We start from the raw sequence: 21,723 nt of genomic DNA, 5'->3' as shown, positions 1-21,723 counted from the left end.
CGCCGCCGGCGGGACGGGGAGCGGGCATACCGGAACCGCACCGGGGCCGAACCGGCGGGCAACCCGCCGTTCCTACGGTGTGCGCCACACACTCCGCGACGTGAGAGGACGGCTCCGTATGGAAACCGAACCCGCTGTCACGGCCGGCGCGCCCGTGCCGGCAGGGCGGCCGCGACTTCCGGAGCCGCTCGGGGCCGGGTTCGTGAACCGGCCGGCCGAGGTGCTGGCCGAGATCCGGGAGACCTGCCCGGTGATCCGGGTCAGGACACCGGCCGGGCGCCCGGCGTGGCTGGTGACCCGGGCCGAGGACGTGCGGGCCGGCTTCATGGACCCGCGCCTCTCCCTGAGCGGCGGCCGTACACCCGACCCCGCGGTGCGCCGCCGCGCACTCGACCTGACCCTCGTCAACTACGACCCGCCGGACCACACCCGCATCCGCCGCCTGGCGACGCCCGCCCTGACCCCGGCGCGCATGGCCGCCCACCGCGAGCGGATCGAGCGGACCGCCGCCGAACTCCTCGACGCGGCGGACGCGGCGCGCGGTCGGGGCCCGGTCGAGCTGATGGACGCCTTCGCCCGCCCCTTCGCCTTCCACTCGCTGTGCGAGGTCTTCGACGTCCCCGAGGCGGAGCGGGCCGCCCTGTACGAGCCGGTGGCGCTCCTCGCGGACAAGACCGGCCGCACCGCCGCCGAGGTGGACGCGAGCGTCACCCGGATCGACGCCTTCGTACGCGGTGAGATGGCCCGCAGGTCCGCCGCCCCGGGGGACGACCTGATCTCCCGCGTCCTGGCCGCCTGGCGGGAACAGGGCGGCGCGAGCGAGGACGAAGTGGCGTCCCTGCTGGCGATGCTGCTGCTCGCCGGGTTCGACAGCACGGTGCAGGCGATGGGCATGAGCGTGGTGGCGCTGCTGGCCCACCCGGAGGTGTGGCAGCGCCTGAGCGAGGAGCCGGGACGCATCCCGCGCGCCGTGGACGAGCTGCTGCGCTGGGACACCCCGGGCTCCTTCGGCACCAAGCGGGTGGCGCTGGAGGACATCCGGTTCGGCGACACCGTCATCCCGGCGGGCAGCGGTGTCCTGCTGTCCGTGGCGGCGGCCAACCACGACCCCCGCTGCCACGCCGACCCCGGCACGCTGGACCCCGGCCGCTCCACCGCGAGCCGCCACCTGAGCTTCGGCCTGGGACCGCACTACTGCCCCGGGTCAGGGCTCGCCCGGCTGGAGCTGACGGTGGCCCTGACCCAGCTGCTCGGCCGCTGGCGCCGGCCGGCCCCGGCGGTTCCGCTGTCCGAGCTGGCCTGGGGCGGCGGCTACCTGCACCGCCGCCTGACCGCGCTGCCCGTCCTGCCGGACGGGCCCGTGGGACGCCCACTCCCGGTCAGCTGCCCCAGCGCAGGGCCACCGTGTCGCACGCGTTGATCACCGCGCCCCGGGCCGCCCCGGCGAACGCCGATCCGTCGACGCCGGCCTTCCACGTGCCGGAGCCCACGAGCGAGCCCTGGTCATCGCGGCCGGGGAGACTGCCGCTCTTGCCGGGTGGGTCGCCTGGGACCTCGGCGAGCAGGGCAAGGCCACTTCCTCTTACGGAGTGACCTCGGAGTGCGCGAAAAGGGCTGGACCCCCTCCGCTGCGCGCTCTCGCTCTGGGCTACGCGAGCTATGGTGACCCCGGCCCGGCGAAGGCGCTGGAGATGCTCTCGCGGGCAGCTCAGGACGTACGCGGACGTGGCAACGCAACCGCAGAGGGGATGCCCTTCGGTGCCCGCGGTCGTGGACGGGCAAGTTGCCGGCCAGTCGCTGGAGCCGTGCCGTCAGGGGCTGAGGGCCAGTCCCGCCGCCGCCAGGGCGCCGACCACGGTGGACAGGAGCGCCATCCGCTGGGCGTTGCGGACGTAGCCCCGACGGCGCCGGCGCTCCCTGCCGACCGCAACCGTCGTCCCCAGGTGCACCCGTCTGATGTTCCGCGGGTCGAAGACGAGCGGGTACCGCTGACCGACCACGTGGGCGGGGCCCACACTCGCACCCTTACTGAACCGGCCCGACCCCTGTGGGGACTGCCACGCGTAGACGGCGCTCGCGTAGCCCCTGGTGCCGAATGGCACCAGGCTGACCAGCTCCGCCCGCACCTCGACGCCGGACTCGTACAGCTCCGTCATCTTCTTCAGCTCCGATCCTTCGCCCTTCATCAGCGCCAGGCCGAGGAGCAGAACGGCCGCAGCTGCAAGGAGGGCCAGGAGGAGCACTGTCGTCACCAGGTTCACAGACGGACGGTACGGCACCACAGGTCTCTCCCGAAACCCCCGCATCCTCTTCACCAGGGGGCCTTCGCGTCTTACGATCACGCGCATGTCGACCTCTTCGCCCGTCCCCGTCCTCCGGGGCGACCAAGGCACCGAACTCCGCTCCGCCGGTGAGGAATTGGTGCTTCGGCGGCCGGACTCCGAACTGCGCATCCCGTTCGCCGCGATCGCCCGGGTCCACGCCGAACGGCGCAGCCTCGCAGTGGAGCTGACTGCCCCGGCGGAGATCGAGCCGACGGTGTACCGCGTCACCGACGTCAGCGCGGCCGCCGCCGGCGTCTTCGCCGACGCGGTGAACGCCGCCCTGCCCGAGCGCGCCGCGCAGGGGGCGACGGCCGACGGCGCGACGCTCGTCGCGCACCGGAGCCTGGTCGTCGTTGACGACGAAGAGGACACGGACGACAGCGAAGTCCTGGGTGGGCTGCCGTCCCACGGGAAGCAGGTGATGTACGCCGGCTGCGCCGCCGCCGCGGTCCTCGCCGTCGTCGCGGGGGTGCTCGGCGGGGACTGGAGCCGGGCCATCGCGGCACTGCTGCTCGGGGCGGCGGGCGTGTCGCTCACCTGGTGCGCCGCGATGATGTGCGCGATGGTCTGGCGGGAATGGTACCTGCCCCGCTACGGCATCACCGTGGACGGACTGCAGGTCTTCAGGGAGGACCACGGCGACACCGTCCAGACGTTCACCGCCACCGACGGCGTGCCCCGCCACATCCACGGCCACAACAAGGGGAACACTGTCCGGATCGCCTACCACCCGCGCAACCCCGCCTTCGCCGTCACCTGTTCCTCCACGGGCGACAGAGTGCTCACAGTCGTGATGTCGCTGGTCGTCGCCGCCCTCGCGGGATTCATGGACTACGGGACATACGCACTCGTACTCCCGGCCTTCACGGACTGACTCCCGGCCGACGCCTGTCGCCGCTCCCTGGCCGCGCAGACTTCCGGCCCCGCACACGAGGAACTGGACCGGGACGAGATCGCACGTCAGGGCAAGGGGCACGACACCACCCGGACGCCCATGCGCCGAGGCAGTGGCCCATCCTGTGGACTGACCCGACAGCCCCATGCCGGTCGACCAGGCAGGCGGCTTCCGGTGTCGGGCGTACTCGTTCCGCCGCTGGAACCCCACACTCTCGTAGAGGTCGTAGGACCGGTGGGGGTTTGCCATGCCCGTGAACAGCCGAGCGGTCGTCGCACCCTGCTCGCGAATTCTCCGCAGTACTACCGAATGGGCATCGACCCGGTCCCGTTCCACACACCCCAGCCGCTTCGCGGCCGTGCCGCCGTGGTCCTCGTCGCCGCGATACGGCCGGAACCCGAAGCCGACCGGAAGGTCCTGTACTGCCGCACCATCCAACGTGACCGGATGGTCACGGGCGTCTACGTCGAGGGCATGCCGCTGATGATCCGGGAGCGGCCGCGCAATCTCCTTCTGCTGGCCGGCCTGTTCGGCTGTGTCGCGCCGGGGCTCGCGGCGCTGGGCGCGCTCAACGGCGCGGAGGTGTCCTCCTGCTGGTGGCGGCGGCGGCAGCGTTCGGCTGCGCGGTTGCCGGGGCCTTCGCCGTGCGGGGGATACGCCGCGCACGGAGGGATGTCGTGCGCATCCTCCGCCTGCGGGCCTCGGGAACGGCATACGCGGGGACGATCACGGCGCTTCCGGATCCGAGGACGTGGAATCACGGCGGGGACGTGCCCGTCCGCTATCGGGACGGCGGCGACGGAGCCGAGCACACCGTCACCGTGCGCGTGAACACCTGGGCGCACGAGATCCCTGTTCCCGGGACGCGCGTGATCGTGCGCCGCGACGAAGGCGGTGATCTCCTCGTCGAGTTGGCCCCGGCGCAGGGCGGTCGGGGCCGCCCCGCACCCCATCCCCCGTGATCGAGCGGCGCTCCTTTCCGGCCGCCCCGGTCAGCCGCCCGCACGGTCGTACGCCTCCCGTGAGGCCGCCACGGCGGGCTCGTGCCGCTCGGCCCACGCGGTGAGCCCCTCCAGGTACTCGTACAGCTCTCGCGCCATTCCCGTCGCCTCGTACTCCACCTTCGGCGGCACCGTCGGGTACACCGTGCGCGTCAGCAGGCCGTCGCGCTCCAGGTTGCGCAACGTCAGGGTGAGCATCCGACGGCTGATGCCGTGGATGGCCCGCTCCAACTCGGTGAAGCGCACCGGTCCGTGATGGGCCTCCATGAGAACGCTGATGCTCCATTTCCCGCTGACCCGATTGAGTACGTCGAGCACCCTGCACGCCTGGGTGACCTCGGCCGACTCGGTTACACAGATGTTCCGCTGTGACATGAAAGTGCCTTCTTCCGTTGGATTCCACAGTCACAGAACATGGGCCCCGTAACAAGAAGTGCCCCGAGGGGCGCATGAGTTGGACGAATGGAACCAGGAGGACCCCATGTCCGCGACGCTCGACGACGCGACACGCACGCTGCTCGACGGGAAGAACTTCGCCACGGTGTCGACGCTCAACGCCGACGGTGGGCCCCAGGCCTCGGTGGTGTGGTACCGGCGCGACGGCGACACCGTGGTGTTCTCCGCGACCGAAGGGCGGGCGAAGGTGCGCAACCTCCGTCGCGACCCCCGGGTGAGCATCACCGTCTTCGACCTGGCCAACCCCTACCACTCCGTCGAACTCCGGGGCACCGCCGTGATCGTCCCGGACCCGTCGAAGGAGCTTCCGCTCTCGCTCTCGCTCAGATATCTCGGCGAGGCCCCGCCGCCGGAGCCCGACGAGATCGCCCGGGTGATCGTCCGCGTGACGCCGACCAGGGTGAACAGCTTCTCGGTCTAGGGTCCGCGCCCGGTTGTGATCGGCGGGGTGGGTGGTCGGGGGGCGGCGCTCCGGGGTTGTCACGGTGGGGAGGTGCGCTCCGGCGGGATGGCTTTGGGGGGGCTGCCGCAGCGCGTGACACTGCCCCGCCCCGTTCCTTCAGCTTGTCGATGGGCCCCGGATCGGTCGTCGCGGGCTCGGCAGGGGGCTGTGGGGGCACACTCGGCCCTATGTCCGAAGAGCTGCCCGGCGTGACGCCCACCGGAGTCGACCGTCCGTCCGATGAGTACGCGCCGCGTCCGGATGCGGCTTCTACGGATGCGGCTTCGACGGATGCCTGCCATCCCCTTCACGCGTACGCCGCGTTCTATCCCGAGGTGGCGGAGGCGGGCTCGCTGCGGAGCGCGCTCCAGGCGGTGGTCGATCGCGAGGAGCCCGCCCTTGTGGTCGAGTTGACGTCCTCGCCGGGCTGGCGCTACGTCGCCGCGGAGGTGAGAGCGGACGACCTGTCGGCGGGTGTCCTGATGGCCGACGGTGAACGCTGCTTCCTGGTCGACTGCTGGGCTCGCGATGTCCACATGGCCTCGGGAAGCACACAGGACCTGGCCGAGGCGGCCGGTGCGCTGCGCACCTGGGTTCAGGGGGCCGGGGTGCGGGGGCTCGTGGCGCGGTGGGGCTTCCTGAGGACGTGGGAGCCGGCCGAAGCGCATGAACGAGGTGAGGCCGTGCCGGCTCGGTGGCGGATGATGCGCCGGTCCGCCGCGCGCGGACAGGACGCCGACTGGCGGGAACTCGTCGAAGCCGCCTTCGCACAGCCACGGTTGAGGGCCCTGTCACCCGGACGGTCCCTGTTCTGGCTGACCCTCAGCCGCCGGGCCGAGCCGCCCGCCTGCCATGACCTCCCACGGGCCAGACCGCTCGGCCAGCGCCGGTTCGAGGTGAGATCCGCCGACGGCCGGGTTCAGGAGGCGGACGGGGCGGCGGCCGCGGTCGCGGTGATCCTGCGCGGTCTGCCCGACGATGCCGTTCCCCCGCACCACCTCTGACGGGACGTGCGAGCCGGCGGCGGACCACCGGATCCCGTGATGAACGGATAAATCGACGAGCTGCCGATTTCCCGATCAAGAAACGTCGGGATTCAACTGTTGAAAAGGATTCGCAAAAGACTTTCACGTCAAGGTCAAAAGTCTCCCTTGCGCGCAAACGGACAGCAAAGCTATGGTTTTCCATGTGGCCGGAGATTCGCTCTGCAATCACTTTTCCTGATCGCACGGAAAAGTCATCACACCTCCGGTCTCTCATCCAACTATCTGTCCTCTACGCCTTCCATGAGGCGCGCCTTCACGCTGGGCGCCGCCTCGGCGCCTGGGCGCCGCCTCGGCGCCCTGGTCGGGAAGCCCCCCCACACACACGGAGAACAGTCATGACGTACGGAAGTGTCCTGCGGCAGGAGATCAACGCGTCCGGAACGACACCCCTCATCGGAATCTTCGATATGTATTCCGCATCGGTCGCCGCCCAGCATTACAACGGATTCTTTGTTTCCGGGTTCGGATTCGCGGCGTCCCACTACGGCCTGCCGGACATCGGTTTCATCGCGTGGCCGGACATGGTGGCATTCGTCGAGCGGCTGCGCGGGGCTTTCCCGCGGCAGCATCTGCTCGTGGACATCGATGACGGGTACGTCGACCCCGAGGTGGCCTGCCACGTGGTGCAGCGGCTGGAGCGGACCGGGGCCTCCGGGGTGATCCTGGAGGACCAGAAGCGCCCGCGCAGGTGCGGGCACGCGGACGGGAAGCAGGTGCTGCCGCTGGAGGAGTATCTGGAGAAGCTGGAGCTGGTCCTGGCGTCCCGTACGGACCTGGTCGTGGTCGCGCGTACGGACGCGACGGAGGAGGCCGACATCCTGCGCCGGGCGGAGGCGCTGGCCGAGACCGAGACGGACGTGGTCCTGGTGGACGGCGTCCGAAGCGTGGACTGGATCAAGCGCATCCGCCGGGTGGTCGGTGACAAACCGCTGCTGTTCAACCAGATCGCGGGCGGTAAGTCGCCGCGTCTGTCGCTCACGGAACTCACGGAACTCGGGGTCGACGTGGCGATCTACAGCACGCCCTGCCTGTTCGCCGCGCACCGGGCGATGGACACGGCGCTGGCGGAGCTGCAGTTCGCGGACGGCCGGCTGCCCGAGGCCGGCGACACCGGCGAGGTCGGGGTGCGCGAGTCGACCGAGCTGCTGGAGCTGAACATCAGCCGGCACCACGACGCGCGAGAGGCGCTCTCCGCGTGACCCTGCGCATCCTCACGGCCGCCACCGCGGCCCTGGCGGCGGCCCTCGTGGCCGCCGCCGGTTCCCCGGCCGCCGCCGGGGACCTGAAGCTGACGGTCATCGACAACTCCGAGGCCGACTCCTGGCTGGAGATCGACCGTACGGCCAACACCAATCACGGCAGCGGTACTTCGGGCAGTGACCACGACGGCAGTGCCGTGGACCTCATGGACACGCTGATCAACCCCGACCGCACCGACGACGACGGGGAGGACTGAGGGTGACCGACCACCGGATGCGGGACACCCCCGGCGCCCCCGCCCCGCCCGCACCGCCCAACCCGTCCCGCGCGGCACCGCCGAAGGCCCTCCGGGCCCTGCGCCCGCGATGGCCCCGGTTCGTCGATCCGTACGTGGCGGCGCTCGCCGCGACCGTGGCGCTGGCCGCACTGCTGCCGGCCACGGGCCCGGCCGAGACGGCCGCCCGCACCGCCTCGCAGGCGGCGATCGTCCTCCTCTTCCTCCTCTACGGGGTGCGGCTCTCCACGAAGGAGACCCTCGCGGGGATGCGCCGCGTCCGCCTCCACACGCTGATCCTGCTCTCCACCTTCGTCCTGTTCCCGCTCCTGGGACTGGCCGTGCTCCGACTGGCGCCCGATGCGCTGACCGCCCAACTCGGCGCGGGCATCCTCTTCCTGTGCATCGTCCCCTCCACCGTCCAGTCGTCGGTGGCGCTGACCTCCACCGCCCGGGGCGATGTCGCCGCCGCCATCTGCGCCGGCACGTACTCCAGCGTGATCGGGCTCGCGGTCACCCCGCTGCTCGCCGCCTGGCTGATCGGCTCACAGGCCAGTCTCTCCGCGGACGGGGCACTGCGCATCGCCACGCAATTGCTCGCCCCGTTCCTCGCCGGGCAGGTGCTGCGTCCTCGGCTGGAGGGCTTCGTCCGGCGCAACAAACGGTTCCTCGGGCCGGTGGACCGGGTGTCGATCCTGCTGGTCGTCTACGTGGCGTTCAGCGCGGGGATGAACCAGGGCGTCTGGGACAGCGTCACTCCGGGCCGGCTGCTGGGTCTGGTCGCCGTCCTCGCGCTGCTGCTCGTGGTGGCACTGGTCGGTACGCAGACCGCGGCCCGCTGCGCGGGGCTGGACCGTCCCTCGCGTATCGCGGTCGTGCTGTGCGGTTCCCAGAAGAGCCTGGCCAACGGACTGCCCATGGCCTCCGTGCTGTTCGGGGCGCAGGCCGCGCTGGCCGTTCTTCCGCTGATGCTGTACCACCAGATGCAGCTGACGGTCTGTGCGATGCTGGCCGCCCGCTGGTCGGGCTCGGCACCGAAGGACGAGCCCGTGGAGACAGCGGGGACGGCGGACACGACGGTGTCCCCGTCGTCGTCCGTGGTCGGCGGGGGCTGACCGGCGGGGGAAGCGCGGCCCCGGGGCACTGACCGTTCCGCCGGGACTGCGCGGTCGTACGTCCCCTGCCGCACGTCGTAGCCCTTCAGGCCCGGCCCACCCCCGACCAGCCACCGACCTCGCACTGCCCGTCGGCGTTGTTTCCCGCGCTCAGGACCGTGCCGTCGGCGCGCAGGGCGAGGGTGTGGGCCGAGCCGGCGGCCACGGCGGTGATGCCGTGCCAGGCATCGACGTCGCACTGGCCGTGGCTGTTGTCTCCCGTGGCGAGGACGTGACCGGAGACCGTGAGTGCGACCGTGTGGTGGCTGCCGGCGTCGAGGGCGACCAACTCGTCCCAGGTCTCGATCGCGCATGCCCCGCTCGCGCGTTCGCCGGTGGCCATGGCGCGGCCGTCAGCACGGAGGCCGACCGTGTGGAGGTACCCGGCCGAGACGGCGACCAGGCCCCGCCATGACTCGACGGCGCACTGGCCGCGCCTGTTGTTCCCGGTGGCCTGTGCCGTGCCGTCGTACCGGAGGCCGACCGAGTGCCAGTCGCCGCAGGCGAGTGCGGTGATCTCGCGCCAGGGCAGGACGTCGCACTGCCCTTCCGCTCCCCTGCCCGCTGCCAGGACGCGGCCGTTCGAGAGGAGGCCGAGGGTGCGGCGCCAGCCGGCGGCGACGGCGGTGATGCCCCGCCACTCGGCGGTGTCGCACTGTCCGTCGCCGTTCCATCCGGTGGAGAGGACCGTGCCGTCCGACCGGAGTCCGACGGTGTGGGACCGGCCGGTGTTCCTGGCGGTGTGAACGTTGCCGGCGGCCACCGCGACGACGTCCCGCCAGCGCGCGACGCGGCACTCGTCGGCTGCGGGACGGTCTGTGGAGCGGCCTGTGGAGCCGCCTGCCGCGAGGACCGTTCCGTCCGTACGCAGGGCGACGGAGTGGCGCCGTCCGGCGGCCAGTACGGGCGGGTTGACGGGCAACGGGCCTCCTCGGCGGCGGACGCCGTACGCGGCGCCCTCGTCGGCCCGCCGAAGGACCGCAGCGTTGCGGTCGGGCGTTCGGGACGCGTCGGCGGGGATCCCGGAATCGTAGTCGGCTCGCCTCGACGGGGCGCCGACTCGGACCGAGGCCGTCGGCACCGTGGTCGTCGGCCCTCGTCACGCGCCCTGGCGCCCCCGTGGAGCGGCCGTCGAGACCGCGTCCCCCTCGAAACCGGGCCCCCGCCGGGGCGTCCCGCGCCTCAGGCCAGCCGATCGGCGGTGTACGCCTCGATGGCGTCGCGCTGGAACGCGGCGAGACCCGGGGCGATCGCCTCGTACGCAGCGCACCAGGCGGGGTTGTCGACGACCGAGCGGCCCATGGCCAGGTGTTCGTCGGCGGTGACGGGGCGGAGAGCGGAGAGCAGGCGGTAGTGGGCGTCGACCTCGGCCTGGACGGGCGCGGAGTCGGGGGCGTGGCCGGCGGCGCGCAGTTCGGCGAGGCGGATCATGCGGGCGGTGCGTTCGCGCTGGCCGGCCTCGATGTCCTCGGGGCTGAGGCCTTCGACGTGATGGGCGACGCGTTCGGCGTGGGCGGGGAAGTCGCGCAGGGTCTCCTGGTACTGGGCGGGCTGTACGCCGTCGAAGAGGTTCTCGGGCCGGTTGATGGTCATGGGGGCGTCGTCCTTCCTGGACCGTTCCAGTGCGGCGATGGTGCGGGAGACGGTGGCGGCCAGGGTGTCGAGCCGGTCCCGTTCGGCGAGCAGGCGCCGGTGGTGGCCGCGCAGGGCCTCCACCTCGTCGATCTGCTCGGCCAGCACCCGGCCGATCTCCTCCAGCCCCAGGCCCAGCTCGCGCAGGACCAGGATCTGCTGGAGCCGCAGGAGCTGGCTCTCGCCGTAGTAGCGGTGACCGTTGCTCCCGGTCCCGGCGGGCGGCAGGAGGCCGGTCTCGTCGTAGTGCCGCAGGGTCCGTGCGGTCACCCCGGACATCCTGGCCACCACCGCGATGGGCCACGTGCGCGCGCTCGGCCGGTCCACCATCGTCTCCCCTCGCTCCCGCCTCACGGGGCCGGCTCTTCCGGCCCCGGTCACGACCGTAGAAGCTGCCGTTGCGGCAACCGCAAGTCGCCACGGAGCGACTGGGGTGGTGGCGGGGGGCGGCCGGTGGTCGGGGCCGGCGTTCCCGTACGAGTACGCCGCCGATCACTGATCACCAAACGCCTGCTGGTCACACCCGCACCACTGACCACGGCCGTTGCACGGCACGGGCGAGTCCTCCACACTCGTGTCGGAGAACGTCCGTGGGGAGGGGGAGGCGTGGAGAGAGGAAACGCCGACGTACCGGAGCGCCTTCGGGCGGATCACGGGCCGGGCGCGGCCGTATGAGTACGGGGCTGGACACCGCGTACATACCGCCGCAGGACCGCGAGGAGGTGATCCGGCACGCGGTGTGGGACTCCATCGTGGTCGTCGACATCGACCACCGGCCGCCCGGCAACGAGATCCGGGCCCGGATGGAGGTCGGCACCGTCGGCCCGCTCCGGGTGTGCACGGCGCGCTCGACGGCGGTCACGCTGCGGCGTACGGAACGGCTGGTCCGCAAGGACGAGGAACCGTCGCTCTTCCTCAGCCTCCAGGTGCGGGGCACCAGCATGGGAGCGCAGTACGGACGCGAATGCGTCGTGCGGCCCGGCGAGTTCGCGGTCTTCCAGTCGAACGCCCCGTACACCCTGCTCTTCGACGAGGGGGTCGACCACCACTTCCTGCGCCTGCCGCTCACGGCGCTGGCGCTCCCCGACCGGCTGCTCCGGGACACCACCACGGTGACGCTGGGGGCCGGCAATCCGCTCGCCCGCCTGGCGTACACCTACTTCTCCCAGCTCGCCGACAGTGACGAACTGCGCGGCTCCGGCCCGGCGTCGGCCGTCGTCGCCCCCAGCATCGAACTGCTGAGAGCCGTCCTGATCACCCAGCACGGCGACGCCGGCCTGGCGAAGGAGCCCCTCGAAGCCACGCTCTCCCTGCGGATCACCCAGTACATCCGCGAGCATCTGGCAGACCCCGATCTGTCGGCCGCCCGCATCGCCGCCGCGCACGGCATCTCCGTACGCCACCTCTACGTCGTCCTCTCGCGCGCCGGCATCAGCCTCGGCGACTGGATCCGGGCCCGCCGGCTGGAGGCCTGTACCCGCGAACTGGCCGGTCCCGCAGGGCGGTTGCGCACCATCGCGGCCATCGCCCGGAGCTGGGGATTCGTGAACGCCGCGCACTTCAGCAAGGTCTTCAAGCAGGCGTACGGCATGTCGCCCCGCGCCTATCGCGAGGAGCACCACCGCCGGGAGCCGCACGGCTGAGGCCGCCGCAGCCGTGACGGTCGTGGACCTGTCGCCTCCGTCATCACCGCCCGAACCGTGACGGCCCTGGCCGTGTCCCCGCCGGAACCACTGAAAGCCGAGAGATGCCGGTGCCCTCCGTGCCCGACGACGTACCCCCGCCCGTCCACCTCGACCCGGTCCTGGACGGGCTCGCGAAGAACCCCGCGCTGCCGGCCGAGCTCGTCCGCCGGTTCCTCGGCCGCCGCAAGGGCCTCGGCCAGGTGGCCGAGCGGCCGGACCTGAGCGAGGAGATGATCGCCGAGATCATCGCCGTGGACGATCACTGGCTCACCCACTCGCTCGCCCTGAACCGCCGTCTCCCACCGGCCTTCCGGATGATCCTCGCGGGCCATGCGGACCCCTCGATCCGCAGGGCCGTGGCCGTGGCGGCGGAGGGCTCCCCACGCGCACTGTTCGAGCGGCTGCTCGACGACGGCGACCAGCAGGTCCGCCAGTACCTGGCCGAGAACGATCACACGCCGGACGACCTGCGGGCCCGGCTTGCGGCGGACCCGAGCCCGGAGGTCCGGGCGGCGGTGGCCCAATGGTGGACGGCGGCCCCGGAACCTGTACGCCGCCGACTGCTGACCGACCCCGAAGACTCCGTACGGGCGGCGGCCTGCGCCACCTACTTCCGCCGGCTCCCCCATCCCGTTCCGCCTCGCGACCTCGTCCCGCGCCTGCTGGCCGACCCGGTCACCCGCGCCGGTGCCGTGCGCCACTGCACGCTGGACACCGCCACCGCGCGCCGGCTGGCCGAAGACCCCGACGACGAGGTGCGCATCGCACTCGCGGCACACCCCGATCTGCCCTCCGCGCTGCGCGACGCACTCGCCCAGGACCCCGATCCGCGCGTCGCCGTCCGTGTCTTCGCCCGAGAGGACACCCCGGAGCCGGTCCGGGCGAGGATCCACGACCGGATCCACTCCCCCTCCACACCCCCGGGTGACTGGCTCACGCACGCCGAGTCCCTGGACGATGTCGCGTTCGAGCGCGAGGTCATCGGCCAGGTGGCCCGCGCGGAACTGCGGGCCCTTCGGCCGGCCTGGGTGACGGCCGATCCCGTGCCGTACGCGGACTCGCCCTATGTCTGCTTCCGCGCCTCGGCGGCGATGTCCGACCGCCTTCCGCCGCCGCTCGTGGCCCGGTTGCTCGACGACGAGGAGAGCAGCGTCCGCACGACCATGGCCCTCCATGCCCGTGACCGGATCGACCCCGCCACCGCCGAGCGGCTCGATCGCACCCACCGGCCGGACAAGCGGGTCCTGTGGCGACCGGCCGACGACTTCCCCCTCCCGCCGGAAGCACTCCGCCGCCTGGCCACGGACCCCGATCCCCGGATGCGACAACTCGCCCCTCGCGACCCCGACCTGCCCCTCCCCGTCATCCGCCGGCTGGCCACCGACCCGGACGACGTGGTCCGCCGCACCGTCGCCGCCCATCCCCGGCTGCCGCCCGACGACCTGACACGGCTCCTGGCCGACCCGTCGGAACACGTCGCGGCCACGGCGGCGGCGAACCCGGCCCTGCCCCTCGCGTTCATGCGTCGGCTGCTCGCCCTGGCCGGGCTGTGAGGGTCAGTGGCGCATTCTCACGGTGTGACACAGGCGAGGGCGGCCAGTGCGTCGAAGTCGCCGCCACCCCCGGAACCATGCACGTCCGCGACTCCAAACTCACCGCCGGGCCCATCCTCCGCGTATCCCCGCGCGCCTGGGCCGGGTTCGTCGGGCTCGCCGCCACCGAGTGGGGCCCGCCGGACAGTCCAGACGGCGGGCCCCACACAGGTGTTACGCCCCCGCGCCCACCCCCCACGTGTACACCGGGTCCGAAGCGTCACGGTGTGACGCGACCCAGGTCGGGTCCAGGGCGTCCGTGACGCGGACGGTGCGGGACTCGTCGAAGACGACGACCCGGTCGGCGATGCCCCAGGCGCCGGCACGGCGTTCGAAGCGGTCGACGTAGCGGCAGCGGATGATCGCGAGGTCCTGGGGGGCGCCGGGTTCGGCGGGGGCCTGGCGGAGGTAGCAGAGGCAGTAGGACTCGACGTGGGCGGAGTCGTCGCCGGTGAAGTCGACGAGCACGTTGGTGATGAAGTGCTGGGAGGAGTCGATGGTGCGGTGGCGGGTGCGGATGTCCTCGACGAGGCCGGCGGCGTCGCCGGTGTAGGCGCCGTGGACGTCGACGGCGTCGTCGAAGTAGCAGGCGGCGATGGCGTCGTGATCGAGGCGGTCCACGGCCCGCGCGTAGCGGAAGAGGACGTCCTGGATCGCGAAGCGGTCGTCGGCGCGGCTCATGCTGTGGCCTCCTGGGGGCGCGGAGAGAGGGTGGCGGCGCGGGCGGCGGCCTCGCGGCCGGCGACGCGGCCGAGGACGAGGGCGTGGGCGACGGAGTTGCCGCCGCCGACGTAGCGCTCGCCGAGGATGCCGCCGGCGGCCTCGCCCGCCGCGTACAGACCGGGGACGGGGCGGCCGTCCGTGGCGAGGACGCGCGTGGAGGCGTCGATCTCCAGGCCGGTGTGCGTGCACACCAGCTCGGCGGGGAGCATCCGCACGGCGTGGAAGGGGCCGGTGGCGACCGGGGCGAGGTGGGCGTCGGCGCCCTTGGCGGCCAGGGACTCGTGGCGGAGGAAGTCCTCGTCGTGGCCCTCGGCGAAGAGGGTGTTGAAGCGGTCCACGGCCGCCTCCAGGTTCCGCGCGGGGACGTCCATCATTTCGGCGAGGCCGGCCAGGGTGTCCGCGCGCAGGACGACGCCCTTGTCGGCCTCCTCCAGGATCCGGGCGGGGGTCCAGTCGGCGTAGCCCTCCGGCAGGGCGGCGCGGGCGGTGTCGTCGAAGACCGACCAGACCCAGCCTCCGTGGTCCTTCAGGATGCCGGGGCTGACCGCGTACGGCGCGTCCTCGTCCATGCAGCGCCGCCCGTCCAAGCCGACGTGGATCCGCGAGGGCGGCGGGAATCCGCTCTGCCAGTGGTGGTACCGCTGGAACTCGGCGGTGACCAGGAGCAGTCCCCAGCCCTGGCCGAAGAGGCCCAGGCCGTGGCGTTCGGCCAGGCCGATATGGTCGCCGCGGGCCCCGGGCGCCGCGACGACGAACAGCGCGTCGCCCGCGATCTCCGCGTCCGGCAGGAAGCGGCGCACCAGGTCCGGATCGGCGGCCAGGCCGCCGCTGGCGACGACGACGGCGGGGGCGGTGGCCTCCTCGCCGCCGATGACGACGCCCCGGACCTCGCCGTCGCGGATCACCAGGTCCTCGACGCGGCTGCCGAGCGCGAGGTCCACGTCGAGGCGGGCGCGGGCCTTGTCGAGGACCTGGACCAGTCCGTAGCCCTGGTCCCTGGGGACGTGGCCGCGCCAGACGTCCTCGACGCCGGCCCGGGTGAGGCCGGGTTCGTGGGCGCTGCGGGAAACCTGCGCGGGGATCTCCACGCCGAGGTCGAGCAGCCAGTCGACGATCGCGCCGGACTCCTCGCAGAACATCCGGACCGGGCCGGGGCGCAGCCGCCAGCCGTTGAGGTCCATGTAGTGCTGGAACATCCGCAGCGGCGAGTCCTCGATGCCGAGGCCGCGCTGCACGCTGGTGGCGGAGGCGGTGAGCAGTCCGGCGGAGAGCTGGGTGGAGCCGCCGATCTCGTCCTCGGACTCCAGGAGCAGGACCCGGGCGCCGGCCTGCGCGGCCGAGACGGAGGCCGCGAGGCCCGCGCCGCCCGCCCCGATCACGATGACGTCGTAGTCGTAGTCGGGCTCAGACATGCTGGGAACCGCCGTCCACGGGGATGTTGGCGCCGGTGATGTAGCGGGCGCTGTCCGAGAGCAGGAAGTACAGCGCGCCGAAGACCTCCATCGGGGCGCCGATGCGGCGCAGCGGGACGGTGCTCAGGGCGCGGTTCATGGCGGCCTGGTCGTCGCGGACCCAGCGGGTCATCTCGGTGTCGATGTAGCCGGGCGCGATGGAGTTGACGCGGATGTTGTCGGGGCCCAGCTCGACGGCCATACAGGTGGTGAGGTGCTTCACCGCGGCCTTCGAGGAGTTGTACGAGGCGCGGGTCGGCCGGGCGCGGACGGCGGCGACCGAGGCCATGTTGACGATGGCGCCGCCGTCGACGGTGCGGAAGTGGCGGGCGGCGGCCTGGCCGCCGTACACGACGCCGTTGACGTTGACGCCGTAGGTGAGCGCGAGCTGTTCGGGGCTGATGTCGGTGAACTCGGCCTGCGGGAAGACGCCCGCGTTGTTGACCCAGAGGTCGAGGCGGCCGAACTCGCGCAGGGCGGTGGCGACCAGGGCCTCGGAGGCGGCCGGGTCGGTGACGTCGGCGCCGACGCCGACGACGCGGCCCGCGCCCTCGACGCCCGACAGCCGGGTGTTGATCTCGTCGGCGGTGGCGGCCATGGCCGCGGCGTCCAGGTCGCCGCCGACGCCGTTGACGCCGCGGCGGGCCAGTTCCTCCAGGAAGAGGGCGCCCATGCCGCGTCCGGCGCCGGTGATGACGACGGTGCGTCCGACCAGTTCGGGGTTGATCGCGGGCAGGGGGGCGTAGTCGACGCGACCCGGGTTGTCCTCGGTGGGGGTGGTCTGCTGGGTCACGGGTGGTGCTCCTTCTGCTGTGGTGCGGTGGTGTCGGGCGCGTCGCCGTCGCGTGTGACGTGGCGGCTGACGAGCCTCAGTTCTTCGGGGTGGCCGGGGGTGCGGCGCAACCGGTCGTCGATCGTGGTGATCCGGTCGATGCGGGCCGCTCCGCCGGCGAGGTCGTGGGTGGTGACGATGAGGAGGTTCGCGCGGACGCGGTACTCCCCCGGGGCGTCCGCGGGGCGGACGGCCACGTTGGTGATCAGGTGGTGGAGGTGGGGCGCGGCGGTGTGCAGGTCGCGGGCGAAGGCGGTGAGGGCGTCGCGGCCCCGGACGGGGGCGTCGTAGGTCGGGGAGACGAACGCCCCGTCGGGGACGAAGGTGTCGGCCCAGCCCTCGGCGTCGCCGCCGTCGATCGCGTGGGACTGGACGGCGTAGAGGTGCTGGACCTCCAGGAGCGTCGCGAGGAGCGGGTTCACCGGCCGGCCGCCAGTCCGGACAGGATGCGGTGGTAGAGGCCTCCGGAGGTGAGTCCGCCGTCGACGACCAGTTCCTCGCCGGTGATGTACGCGGCGTCGTCGGAGAGGAGGAAGGCGACGATCCCGGCCATCTCCTGTGGGCTGGCGAGGCGGCCCGCGGGGACGGATTTCGCGCTCTCGTCGACGAAGCTCGTGTCGGGGGCCTGGTGGAGCAGCGGGGTGTCGGTGAGGCCGGGGTGGAGGGAGTTGACGCGGATGCCGTGGGCGGCGAGTTCGAGCGCGCCGACCTTCGAGAGTCCGCGTACGCCCCATTTGCTGGTGCCGTACGTGGCGGAGAAGTAGCCGACCATTCCGGCGATGGAGGAGATGTTGACGACGGCGGCGCCGCCGTTCCGGGCGCCTTCGGTCAGGGCGGGGGTGAGGGTCTTGAGCCCGTAGAAGACGCTGGAGAGGTTGATGTCCATGATCCGTCGCCACTGTTCGACGGTGGTACCGGCGATGCCCGCGCGGAGGCTGACGCCCGCGTTGTTGACCAGGCCGTGCAGCGGTCCGGCCGACTCGATCTCGGCCGCCAGCCCGGTCCACGCGTCGGGGTCGGCGACGTCGAGGTGGACGGCCCGCCCCGATCCGCCGGCCGCTTCCAGCTCCGGCAGCAGGGCCGTCGCGGCCTCCAGGTCCAGATCGGCGGCCCAGACGTGGGCGCCCTCGGCCGCCAGGGCCAGGCAGTCGGCCCGGCCGAGGCCGCCGGCGGCGCCGGTGACCACGACGGAGCGGCCTTCGAACCGGTGACGGGCGGCGGAAGCACCCGGGGAGGCAGGGGCGGGGGTGCCGGCGGAAGCGGCAAGAGGTCCGGCGGAAGCGGCGGGGGTCCCGGGGTGTGCGGTGCTCACAGCTCCAGCTCCGTTCCGCGCGTCTCCTTGAGGAAGAACGTGGCGACGAAGGTCATGACGGCGGTGGCGATGAGATAGCCGGCCGGGGCCAGGTTGTTGCCGGTCATGTTGATGAGCAGCGTGGCGATGAAGGGGGCGGTGCCGCCGAGCGCCATGTTGGTGACGTTGTTGCTCATCGCGATGCCCGTGTAGCGGTAGCGGGCCCGGAAGATCTCGGCGTACGTCGCGAAGGAGACGCCGTTGACGAGTCCGATGAAGAAGGTCAGCGAGGAGTGGGCGAGGATCGCCGCCAGCGGGGCGCCGTCGCGCATCAGCATGAAGGCGGGCAGGCCGATGACGGCGGTGACGCCGCTGCCGACGAAGAACACCGGGCGGCGGCCGTAGCGGTCACCGATGCGTCCGGCGATCGGGAGGCTGATCACGGCGGAGACCATGGCGATGCAGGTGGAGGTGAACGCGAAGTCGGCGGAGTGGCCGCCCTCCGTCTGGAGGTAGCTGGCGGCGTAGACACCGGCCACGTAGTAGCCGCCGACGATCAGCGCGCCGAGGAAGATGACGAGCACGATCTGCCGCCAGGCGTGGGCGAACACGTCGGCGATCGGGTACTTGGCGACCTCGACGGTGTCGCTGTCCTTCACGGCCTCGAACTGCTCGGTCTCGGGCAGCTGGCTGCGGATGTAGAGGCCGATCACGCCGATGACGACGCTGAGCAGGAAGGGGATGCGCCAGGCCCAGTCGCGGACGGTGTCCTCGCTGAGGGTCGAGGTCAGCAGCAGCGCGACGAGCGAGGCGAACAGCGAGCCGAGGTAGGTGCCGGTGTTCACGAACGAGGTGTGGAAGGCCCGCCGGTCCGCCGGGGCGTGCTCGGAGACGAAGGCGTTGGCGCCGCCGAGTTCACCGCCGGCGGCGAAGCCCTGGAGGCAGCGGCAGAGCACCAGCAGGACGGTGGCCCACAGACCGAGCGTGGCGTACGAGGGGATCAGGCCGATCGCCGTGGTGGCGACGGCCATGAGCAGGATGGTCCAGGTGAGGGCCTTCTTGCGGCCGTACTTGTCGCCGATGTGGCCGAAGACGATGCCGCCGGGGGCGCGGAGGAAGAAGGCCACCGCGAAGGCGGCGAAGGTGGAGAGCAGGGCCGTGTTCGGATCGCTGTCGACGAAGAAGTGCGAGGCGATCAGGGTGGCCATGTAGCCGTAGATGCCGAAGTCGTAGTACTCGACGACGGTGCCGAGGATCGCCGCCCTGATCACTTTCAGTGTCGATTGGGCGGACGGGGCGGGGGATTCCGCCGGCGAGGTCGCCGGGGCAGCCGTCTCGGTGGCCAGATTGTCCATGGAAGGGTCCTTCGGGAAGCTCTTCACGGGGGTGCGGGGCGGGGAGGGGGTGCGGTGGAGCGGGGGGGTCAGGCCTGCCGGCCGGCCCAGACCCAGGCGTAGGTCCCGTCGTCGGTCCGCCGGCCGCCTTCTCCCAGTTCGAGGGGGCGGAAGGTGTCGACCATGACGGCGGTCTCGTCGAAGTACTCGGCGCCGAGCGACGCCTCCAGCGCGGCCGGCTGCGGGCCATGGGCGTGGCCGCCGGGGTGCAGGGTGAGCGAGCCGACGCCGATGCCGGAGCCCTTGCGGGCCTCGTAGTCGCCTCCGGCGTAGAACATGACCTCGTCGCTGTCGACGTTGGAGTGGTAGTACGGCACCGGCACGGCGAGCGGGTGGTAGTCCACCTTGCGGGGCACGAAGTTGCAGATGACGAAGTTGTCGCCCTCGAAGACCTGGTGCACCGGCGGGGGCTGGTGGATCTTGCCGGTGAGCGGCATGTAGTCCTCGATGTTGAACGTGTACGGGTACAGGCAGCCGTCCCAGCCCACGACGTCGAAGGGGTGGGTGTCGTAGCGGAACCGGGTGCCGAGGACGCCGTGGGGGCCGCCCCGGTGCTTGACCAGCACCTCCGTGTCGCGCCCCTCGGCGAGGTGGACGGCTTCGGGGCCGTGCAGGTCCCGTTCGCAGTAGGGGGCGTGCTCCAGGAGCTGGCCGTACTTCGAGAGGTAGCGCCGGGGCGGTGCGATGTGGCTGTTGGCCTCGATCGCGTACAGCCGGCTGGGTCCGTCGGTGGTGTCGGGGAGCCAGCGGTGGGTGGTGGCGCGCGGCAGGAGGACGTAGTCGCCGGTGCGGTACGGGAGCACGCCGAAGACGGTCTCCACGGTCCCGGTGCCGGACTCCACGTAGACGCACTCGTCGCCGAGGGCGTTGCGGTAGAGCGGTGAGGGCGCCCCGGCCACGACGTAGGAGAGGCGCACGTCGCCGTTGCCGAGCAGGAGCCGCCGGCCGGTCACCGCGTCCGTGCCGGACGCGGAGTCCGCGTCGAACAGGGCGTGCGGGGTGAGGTGGCGGGGCTTGAGCGGGTGGTTGGCCGCCGTGGCCTGGTCGGGGAGGTCCCAGACCTCGGCGGCGACGATCGCGGAGGGCACGCCCCGGTGGTAGAGGAGCGAGGAGTCGGAGGAGAAGCCCTCCTCCCCCATCAGCTCCTCGTAGGAGAGCGTGCCCGCGTCGTCGCGGAACTGCGTGTGCCGCTTCGGCGGCACGATGCCGACTCGACGGTAGTACGCCATGACTCCTCCGGCGTGTAGACCCAGGACGGGCTGGGGGGCGAGGGTGAGCGAACGGCCCTGTGGCGCCCGGCGCCGCTACGGACGGCGCTGCGGCGACGGCCGGCGGCGAACCAACGTCGCGGTGGCGACCGGGGGTTGGCGACCGGAGAAGGTGACCGATTAAAGAACGCCACCTGTTCGCATTTCGATGATCCTCGGCTAGGGTGTGACGCGTGTCAATACCTCTCGCCTTCCGACATCTCGTGGACGACGCGGCGGTCTTCCCGCCCGGCCTGGCACCGCTGCCCCGTGCCGTGGCCGAGCACGCCGCCCATCTGGCGTCCGGCCACGCCGGGTTGATCGGCCCCTTCGTCGTCGCCTCCACGGCCCTGGAGGAGCTGGCCGCGCTCGCGGAGCCGGCCCTGTTCCCGGACGGGCTGCGGGTGAGCGTCGTGGCCGGGGCCGCGGCCGTGCCCGCCGCCCTGGGCGCCGTGGCCGCGACCGGCCGGCTGGTCCTCGCCGCGCTGGAGGTCGGGCCCGGTCCGGACCGGCCCGTCGCCGGGCAGATCGACGCGCTGGCGGCCCTGGACCCGCCCGGGACCGTGTACGTCGAGGTGCCCCGCCCCGGCGATCCGGAGTGGGGCACGACGCTCGCCGCGGTCGCCCGGCACGGCTTCCGGCTGAAGTTCCGCACCGGGGGCACCGAGCCCGCCGCCTTCCCCACCGAGGACGAGCTGGCCGCCTGGATCCACGCGGCCGTGGCCGCCGGCACCCCGTTCAAGTGCACCGCCGGGCTGCACCACGCCGTCCGCCACACCGCCCCCGCCACCGGCTTCGAGCACCACGGCTACCTCAACGTGCTGCTCGCCACCGCGCGGGCCCGCGCCGGGCAGGGGCTGCCCGCCGTCCGGTCCGCCCTCACCGCACGCGACCCGGACGCGCTCGCCGCGGCCGTCACCGCGCTCCCCGCCGAGGAGGCCGCCGCCGCCCGCACCGCCTTCACCTCGTACGGCTCGTGCAGCGTCCTCGAACCGCTCCAGGACCTGGGCGCGCTGGGCCTGCTCGGCGCCTGACCCCGCCCGTCCGCCCCGCGGCGGGCCGCACACGCCCCGCCACCGCCCGC

General features: G+C 72.5%; 23 protein-coding genes and 1 pseudogene. 12 read left to right on the top strand and 12 right to left on the bottom strand.

From position 1 onward, the window contains the following. Positions 1 to 118: 118 nt before the first annotated feature. Positions 119 to 1,420, top strand: a complete 1,302-nt coding sequence (locus ACWCXC_RS11505; RefSeq protein WP_450888273.1) for a cytochrome P450 — start codon at positions 119 to 121, stop codon at positions 1,418 to 1,420. Positions 1,421 to 1,811: 391 nt separating this feature from the next. Here the strand turns inward: ACWCXC_RS11505 and ACWCXC_RS11500 are convergent, their stop codons facing one another. Then, complete coding sequence (locus ACWCXC_RS11500) at positions 1,812 to 2,261, bottom strand: hypothetical protein (protein ID WP_450888271.1); 450 nt, start codon at positions 2,259 to 2,261, stop codon at positions 1,812 to 1,814. Positions 2,262 to 2,346: 85 nt separating this feature from the next. Between ACWCXC_RS11500 and ACWCXC_RS11495 the strand changes: the two genes are divergently transcribed. Then, positions 2,347 to 3,198 (top strand): hypothetical protein, encoded by an 852-nt coding sequence (locus ACWCXC_RS11495; protein ID WP_450888269.1) that lies wholly within the window; start codon positions 2,347 to 2,349, stop codon positions 3,196 to 3,198. Positions 3,199 to 3,384: 186 nt separating this feature from the next. Here ACWCXC_RS11495 and ACWCXC_RS11490 read toward each other — a convergent pair. Continuing rightward, positions 3,385 to 3,519, bottom strand: a pseudogene (locus tag ACWCXC_RS11490) (GNAT family N-acetyltransferase); the annotation flags it as partial. A gap of 377 nt (positions 3,520 to 3,896) precedes the next feature. Between ACWCXC_RS11490 and ACWCXC_RS11485 the strand changes: the two are divergent. Beyond that, positions 3,897 to 4,181 (top strand): hypothetical protein, encoded by a 285-nt coding sequence (locus tag ACWCXC_RS11485; protein WP_450888267.1) that lies wholly within the window; start codon positions 3,897 to 3,899, stop codon positions 4,179 to 4,181. Between the two features lie 30 nt (positions 4,182 to 4,211). Here the strand turns inward: ACWCXC_RS11485 and ACWCXC_RS11480 are convergent, their stop codons facing one another. Beyond that, entirely contained in the window at positions 4,212 to 4,595 is a 384-nt protein-coding gene (locus ACWCXC_RS11480) for a winged helix-turn-helix transcriptional regulator (RefSeq protein WP_385115088.1), read from the bottom strand. A gap of 106 nt (positions 4,596 to 4,701) precedes the next feature. Here ACWCXC_RS11480 and ACWCXC_RS11475 point away from each other — a divergent pair, with 106 nt between their 5' ends. The 5 genes from ACWCXC_RS11475 (at position 4,702) to ACWCXC_RS11455 (ending at position 8,753) form a co-directional block, all read left to right on the top strand. Further along, entirely contained in the window at positions 4,702 to 5,097 is a 396-nt protein-coding gene (locus tag ACWCXC_RS11475; protein WP_450681120.1) for a PPOX class F420-dependent oxidoreductase, read from the top strand. A gap of 209 nt (positions 5,098 to 5,306) precedes the next feature. Beyond that, a complete protein-coding gene (locus tag ACWCXC_RS11470; protein ID WP_450888264.1) occupies positions 5,307 to 6,122 on the top strand; it encodes a DUF6193 family natural product biosynthesis protein in 816 nt (271 codons plus the stop codon). A gap of 377 nt (positions 6,123 to 6,499) precedes the next feature. After that, positions 6,500 to 7,363 carry an isocitrate lyase/PEP mutase family protein gene (locus tag ACWCXC_RS11465; protein WP_450888262.1) on the top strand — a complete coding sequence of 288 codons (864 nt, stop codon included), beginning with the start codon at positions 6,500 to 6,502 and terminating at the stop codon, positions 7,361 to 7,363. After that, on the top strand, positions 7,360 to 7,620 hold the full coding sequence (locus ACWCXC_RS11460; protein WP_450681122.1) for a hypothetical protein: 261 nt from the start codon (positions 7,360 to 7,362) through the stop codon (positions 7,618 to 7,620). Before ACWCXC_RS11465 ends, ACWCXC_RS11460 begins: the two co-directional genes overlap by 4 nt. A gap of 2 nt (positions 7,621 to 7,622) precedes the next feature. After that, positions 7,623 to 8,753, top strand: coding sequence for a bile acid:sodium symporter family protein (locus tag ACWCXC_RS11455; protein ID WP_450888260.1), 1,131 nt, complete (start codon positions 7,623 to 7,625; stop codon positions 8,751 to 8,753). Positions 8,754 to 8,838: 85 nt separating this feature from the next. Here ACWCXC_RS11455 and ACWCXC_RS11450 read toward each other — a convergent pair whose 3' ends face one another. Next, complete coding sequence (locus tag ACWCXC_RS11450) at positions 8,839 to 9,714, bottom strand: RCC1 domain-containing protein (RefSeq protein ID WP_450888258.1); 876 nt, start codon at positions 9,712 to 9,714, stop codon at positions 8,839 to 8,841. Positions 9,715 to 9,974: 260 nt separating this feature from the next. Continuing rightward, positions 9,975 to 10,754: a MerR family transcriptional regulator gene (locus ACWCXC_RS11445; protein WP_450888404.1), complete on the bottom strand. Its 780-nt coding sequence runs from the start codon at positions 10,752 to 10,754 to the stop codon at positions 9,975 to 9,977. A gap of 341 nt (positions 10,755 to 11,095) precedes the next feature. Here ACWCXC_RS11445 and ACWCXC_RS11440 point away from each other — a divergent pair, with 341 nt between their 5' ends. The 3 genes from ACWCXC_RS11440 to ACWCXC_RS11430 all read left to right on the top strand — a co-directional run bounded on the left by ACWCXC_RS11440 (position 11,096) and on the right by ACWCXC_RS11430 (position 13,964). Further along, positions 11,096 to 12,067 carry an AraC-like ligand-binding domain-containing protein gene (locus ACWCXC_RS11440; protein WP_450681126.1) on the top strand — a complete coding sequence of 324 codons (972 nt, stop codon included), beginning with the start codon at positions 11,096 to 11,098 and terminating at the stop codon, positions 12,065 to 12,067. A 119-nt stretch (positions 12,068 to 12,186) separates the two neighbouring features. Further along, positions 12,187 to 13,662, top strand: a complete 1,476-nt coding sequence (locus tag ACWCXC_RS11435; RefSeq protein WP_450888256.1) for a hypothetical protein — start codon at positions 12,187 to 12,189, stop codon at positions 13,660 to 13,662. Then, a complete protein-coding gene (locus ACWCXC_RS11430) occupies positions 13,659 to 13,964 on the top strand; it encodes a DUF397 domain-containing protein (protein WP_450888254.1) in 306 nt (101 codons plus the stop codon). Before ACWCXC_RS11435 ends, ACWCXC_RS11430 begins: the two co-directional genes overlap by 4 nt. On the opposite strand, the gene ACWCXC_RS11425 is transcribed toward ACWCXC_RS11430, so the two are convergent. The 7 genes from ACWCXC_RS11425 to ACWCXC_RS11395 form a co-directional block, all read right to left on the bottom strand. Further along, on the bottom strand, positions 13,876 to 14,382 hold the full coding sequence (locus tag ACWCXC_RS11425) for a nuclear transport factor 2 family protein (protein WP_450681128.1): 507 nt from the start codon (positions 14,380 to 14,382) through the stop codon (positions 13,876 to 13,878). The genes ACWCXC_RS11430 and ACWCXC_RS11425 overlap by 89 nt on opposite strands. After that, positions 14,379 to 15,836, bottom strand: coding sequence for an FAD-dependent oxidoreductase (locus ACWCXC_RS11420; protein ID WP_450681129.1), 1,458 nt, complete (start codon positions 15,834 to 15,836; stop codon positions 14,379 to 14,381). Before ACWCXC_RS11420 ends, ACWCXC_RS11425 begins: the two co-directional genes overlap by 4 nt. Beyond that, positions 15,829 to 16,668 (bottom strand): SDR family NAD(P)-dependent oxidoreductase, encoded by an 840-nt coding sequence (locus ACWCXC_RS11415; protein ID WP_383642223.1) that lies wholly within the window; start codon positions 16,666 to 16,668, stop codon positions 15,829 to 15,831. The genes ACWCXC_RS11420 and ACWCXC_RS11415 overlap by 8 nt, the downstream gene beginning before the upstream one ends. Beyond that, entirely contained in the window at positions 16,665 to 17,129 is a 465-nt protein-coding gene (locus ACWCXC_RS11410; protein WP_383642226.1) for a nuclear transport factor 2 family protein, read from the bottom strand. The genes ACWCXC_RS11415 and ACWCXC_RS11410 overlap by 4 nt, the downstream gene beginning before the upstream one ends. Continuing rightward, positions 17,126 to 17,893 (bottom strand): SDR family NAD(P)-dependent oxidoreductase, encoded by a 768-nt coding sequence (locus tag ACWCXC_RS11405; protein WP_450888402.1) that lies wholly within the window; start codon positions 17,891 to 17,893, stop codon positions 17,126 to 17,128. Before ACWCXC_RS11405 ends, ACWCXC_RS11410 begins: the two co-directional genes overlap by 4 nt. 122 nt (positions 17,894 to 18,015) lie before the next feature. After that, positions 18,016 to 19,353: an MFS transporter gene (locus tag ACWCXC_RS11400; RefSeq protein ID WP_450888251.1), complete on the bottom strand. Its 1,338-nt coding sequence runs from the start codon at positions 19,351 to 19,353 to the stop codon at positions 18,016 to 18,018. 68 nt (positions 19,354 to 19,421) lie between these two features. Further along, on the bottom strand, positions 19,422 to 20,621 hold the full coding sequence (locus ACWCXC_RS11395; protein ID WP_450681132.1) for a homogentisate 1,2-dioxygenase domain-containing protein: 1,200 nt from the start codon (positions 20,619 to 20,621) through the stop codon (positions 19,422 to 19,424). Positions 20,622 to 20,833: 212 nt separating this feature from the next. Here ACWCXC_RS11395 and ACWCXC_RS11390 point away from each other — a divergent pair, with 212 nt between their 5' ends. Next, positions 20,834 to 21,673 (top strand): hypothetical protein, encoded by an 840-nt coding sequence (locus ACWCXC_RS11390; RefSeq protein WP_450888249.1) that lies wholly within the window; start codon positions 20,834 to 20,836, stop codon positions 21,671 to 21,673. The last annotated feature ends 50 nt before the right edge of the window (positions 21,674 to 21,723 follow it).

The sequence above is a fragment of the Streptomyces sp. NPDC001515 genome, assembly GCF_053597115.1.
This window is presented reverse-complemented; position numbering and strand designations above follow the sequence as displayed.

What these genes read in the sequence shown, in the direction of transcription:
- ACWCXC_RS11505 (WP_450888273.1), top strand. Translation starts at nt 119, where the DNA reads ATGGAAACCGAACCCGCTGTCACGGCCGGCGCGCCCGTGCCGGCAGGG.
- ACWCXC_RS11495 (WP_450888269.1), top strand. Translation starts at nt 2,347, where the DNA reads ATGTCGACCTCTTCGCCCGTCCCCGTCCTCCGGGGCGACCAAGGCACC.
- ACWCXC_RS11480 (WP_385115088.1), bottom strand. Translation starts at nt 4,595, where the DNA reads ATGTCACAGCGGAACATCTGTGTAACCGAGTCGGCCGAGGTCACCCAG.
- ACWCXC_RS11475 (WP_450681120.1), top strand. Translation starts at nt 4,702, where the DNA reads ATGTCCGCGACGCTCGACGACGCGACACGCACGCTGCTCGACGGGAAG.
- ACWCXC_RS11470 (WP_450888264.1), top strand. Translation starts at nt 5,307, where the DNA reads ATGTCCGAAGAGCTGCCCGGCGTGACGCCCACCGGAGTCGACCGTCCG.
- ACWCXC_RS11465 (WP_450888262.1), top strand. Translation starts at nt 6,500, where the DNA reads ATGACGTACGGAAGTGTCCTGCGGCAGGAGATCAACGCGTCCGGAACG.
- ACWCXC_RS11445 (WP_450888404.1), bottom strand. Translation starts at nt 10,754, where the DNA reads ATGGTGGACCGGCCGAGCGCGCGCACGTGGCCCATCGCGGTGGTGGCC.
- ACWCXC_RS11440 (WP_450681126.1), top strand. Translation starts at nt 11,096, where the DNA reads ATGAGTACGGGGCTGGACACCGCGTACATACCGCCGCAGGACCGCGAG.
- ACWCXC_RS11425 (WP_450681128.1), bottom strand. Translation starts at nt 14,382, where the DNA reads ATGAGCCGCGCCGACGACCGCTTCGCGATCCAGGACGTCCTCTTCCGC.
- ACWCXC_RS11420 (WP_450681129.1), bottom strand. Translation starts at nt 15,836, where the DNA reads ATGTCTGAGCCCGACTACGACTACGACGTCATCGTGATCGGGGCGGGC.
- ACWCXC_RS11400 (WP_450888251.1), bottom strand. Translation starts at nt 19,353, where the DNA reads ATGGACAATCTGGCCACCGAGACGGCTGCCCCGGCGACCTCGCCGGCG.
- ACWCXC_RS11395 (WP_450681132.1), bottom strand. Translation starts at nt 20,621, where the DNA reads ATGGCGTACTACCGTCGAGTCGGCATCGTGCCGCCGAAGCGGCACACG.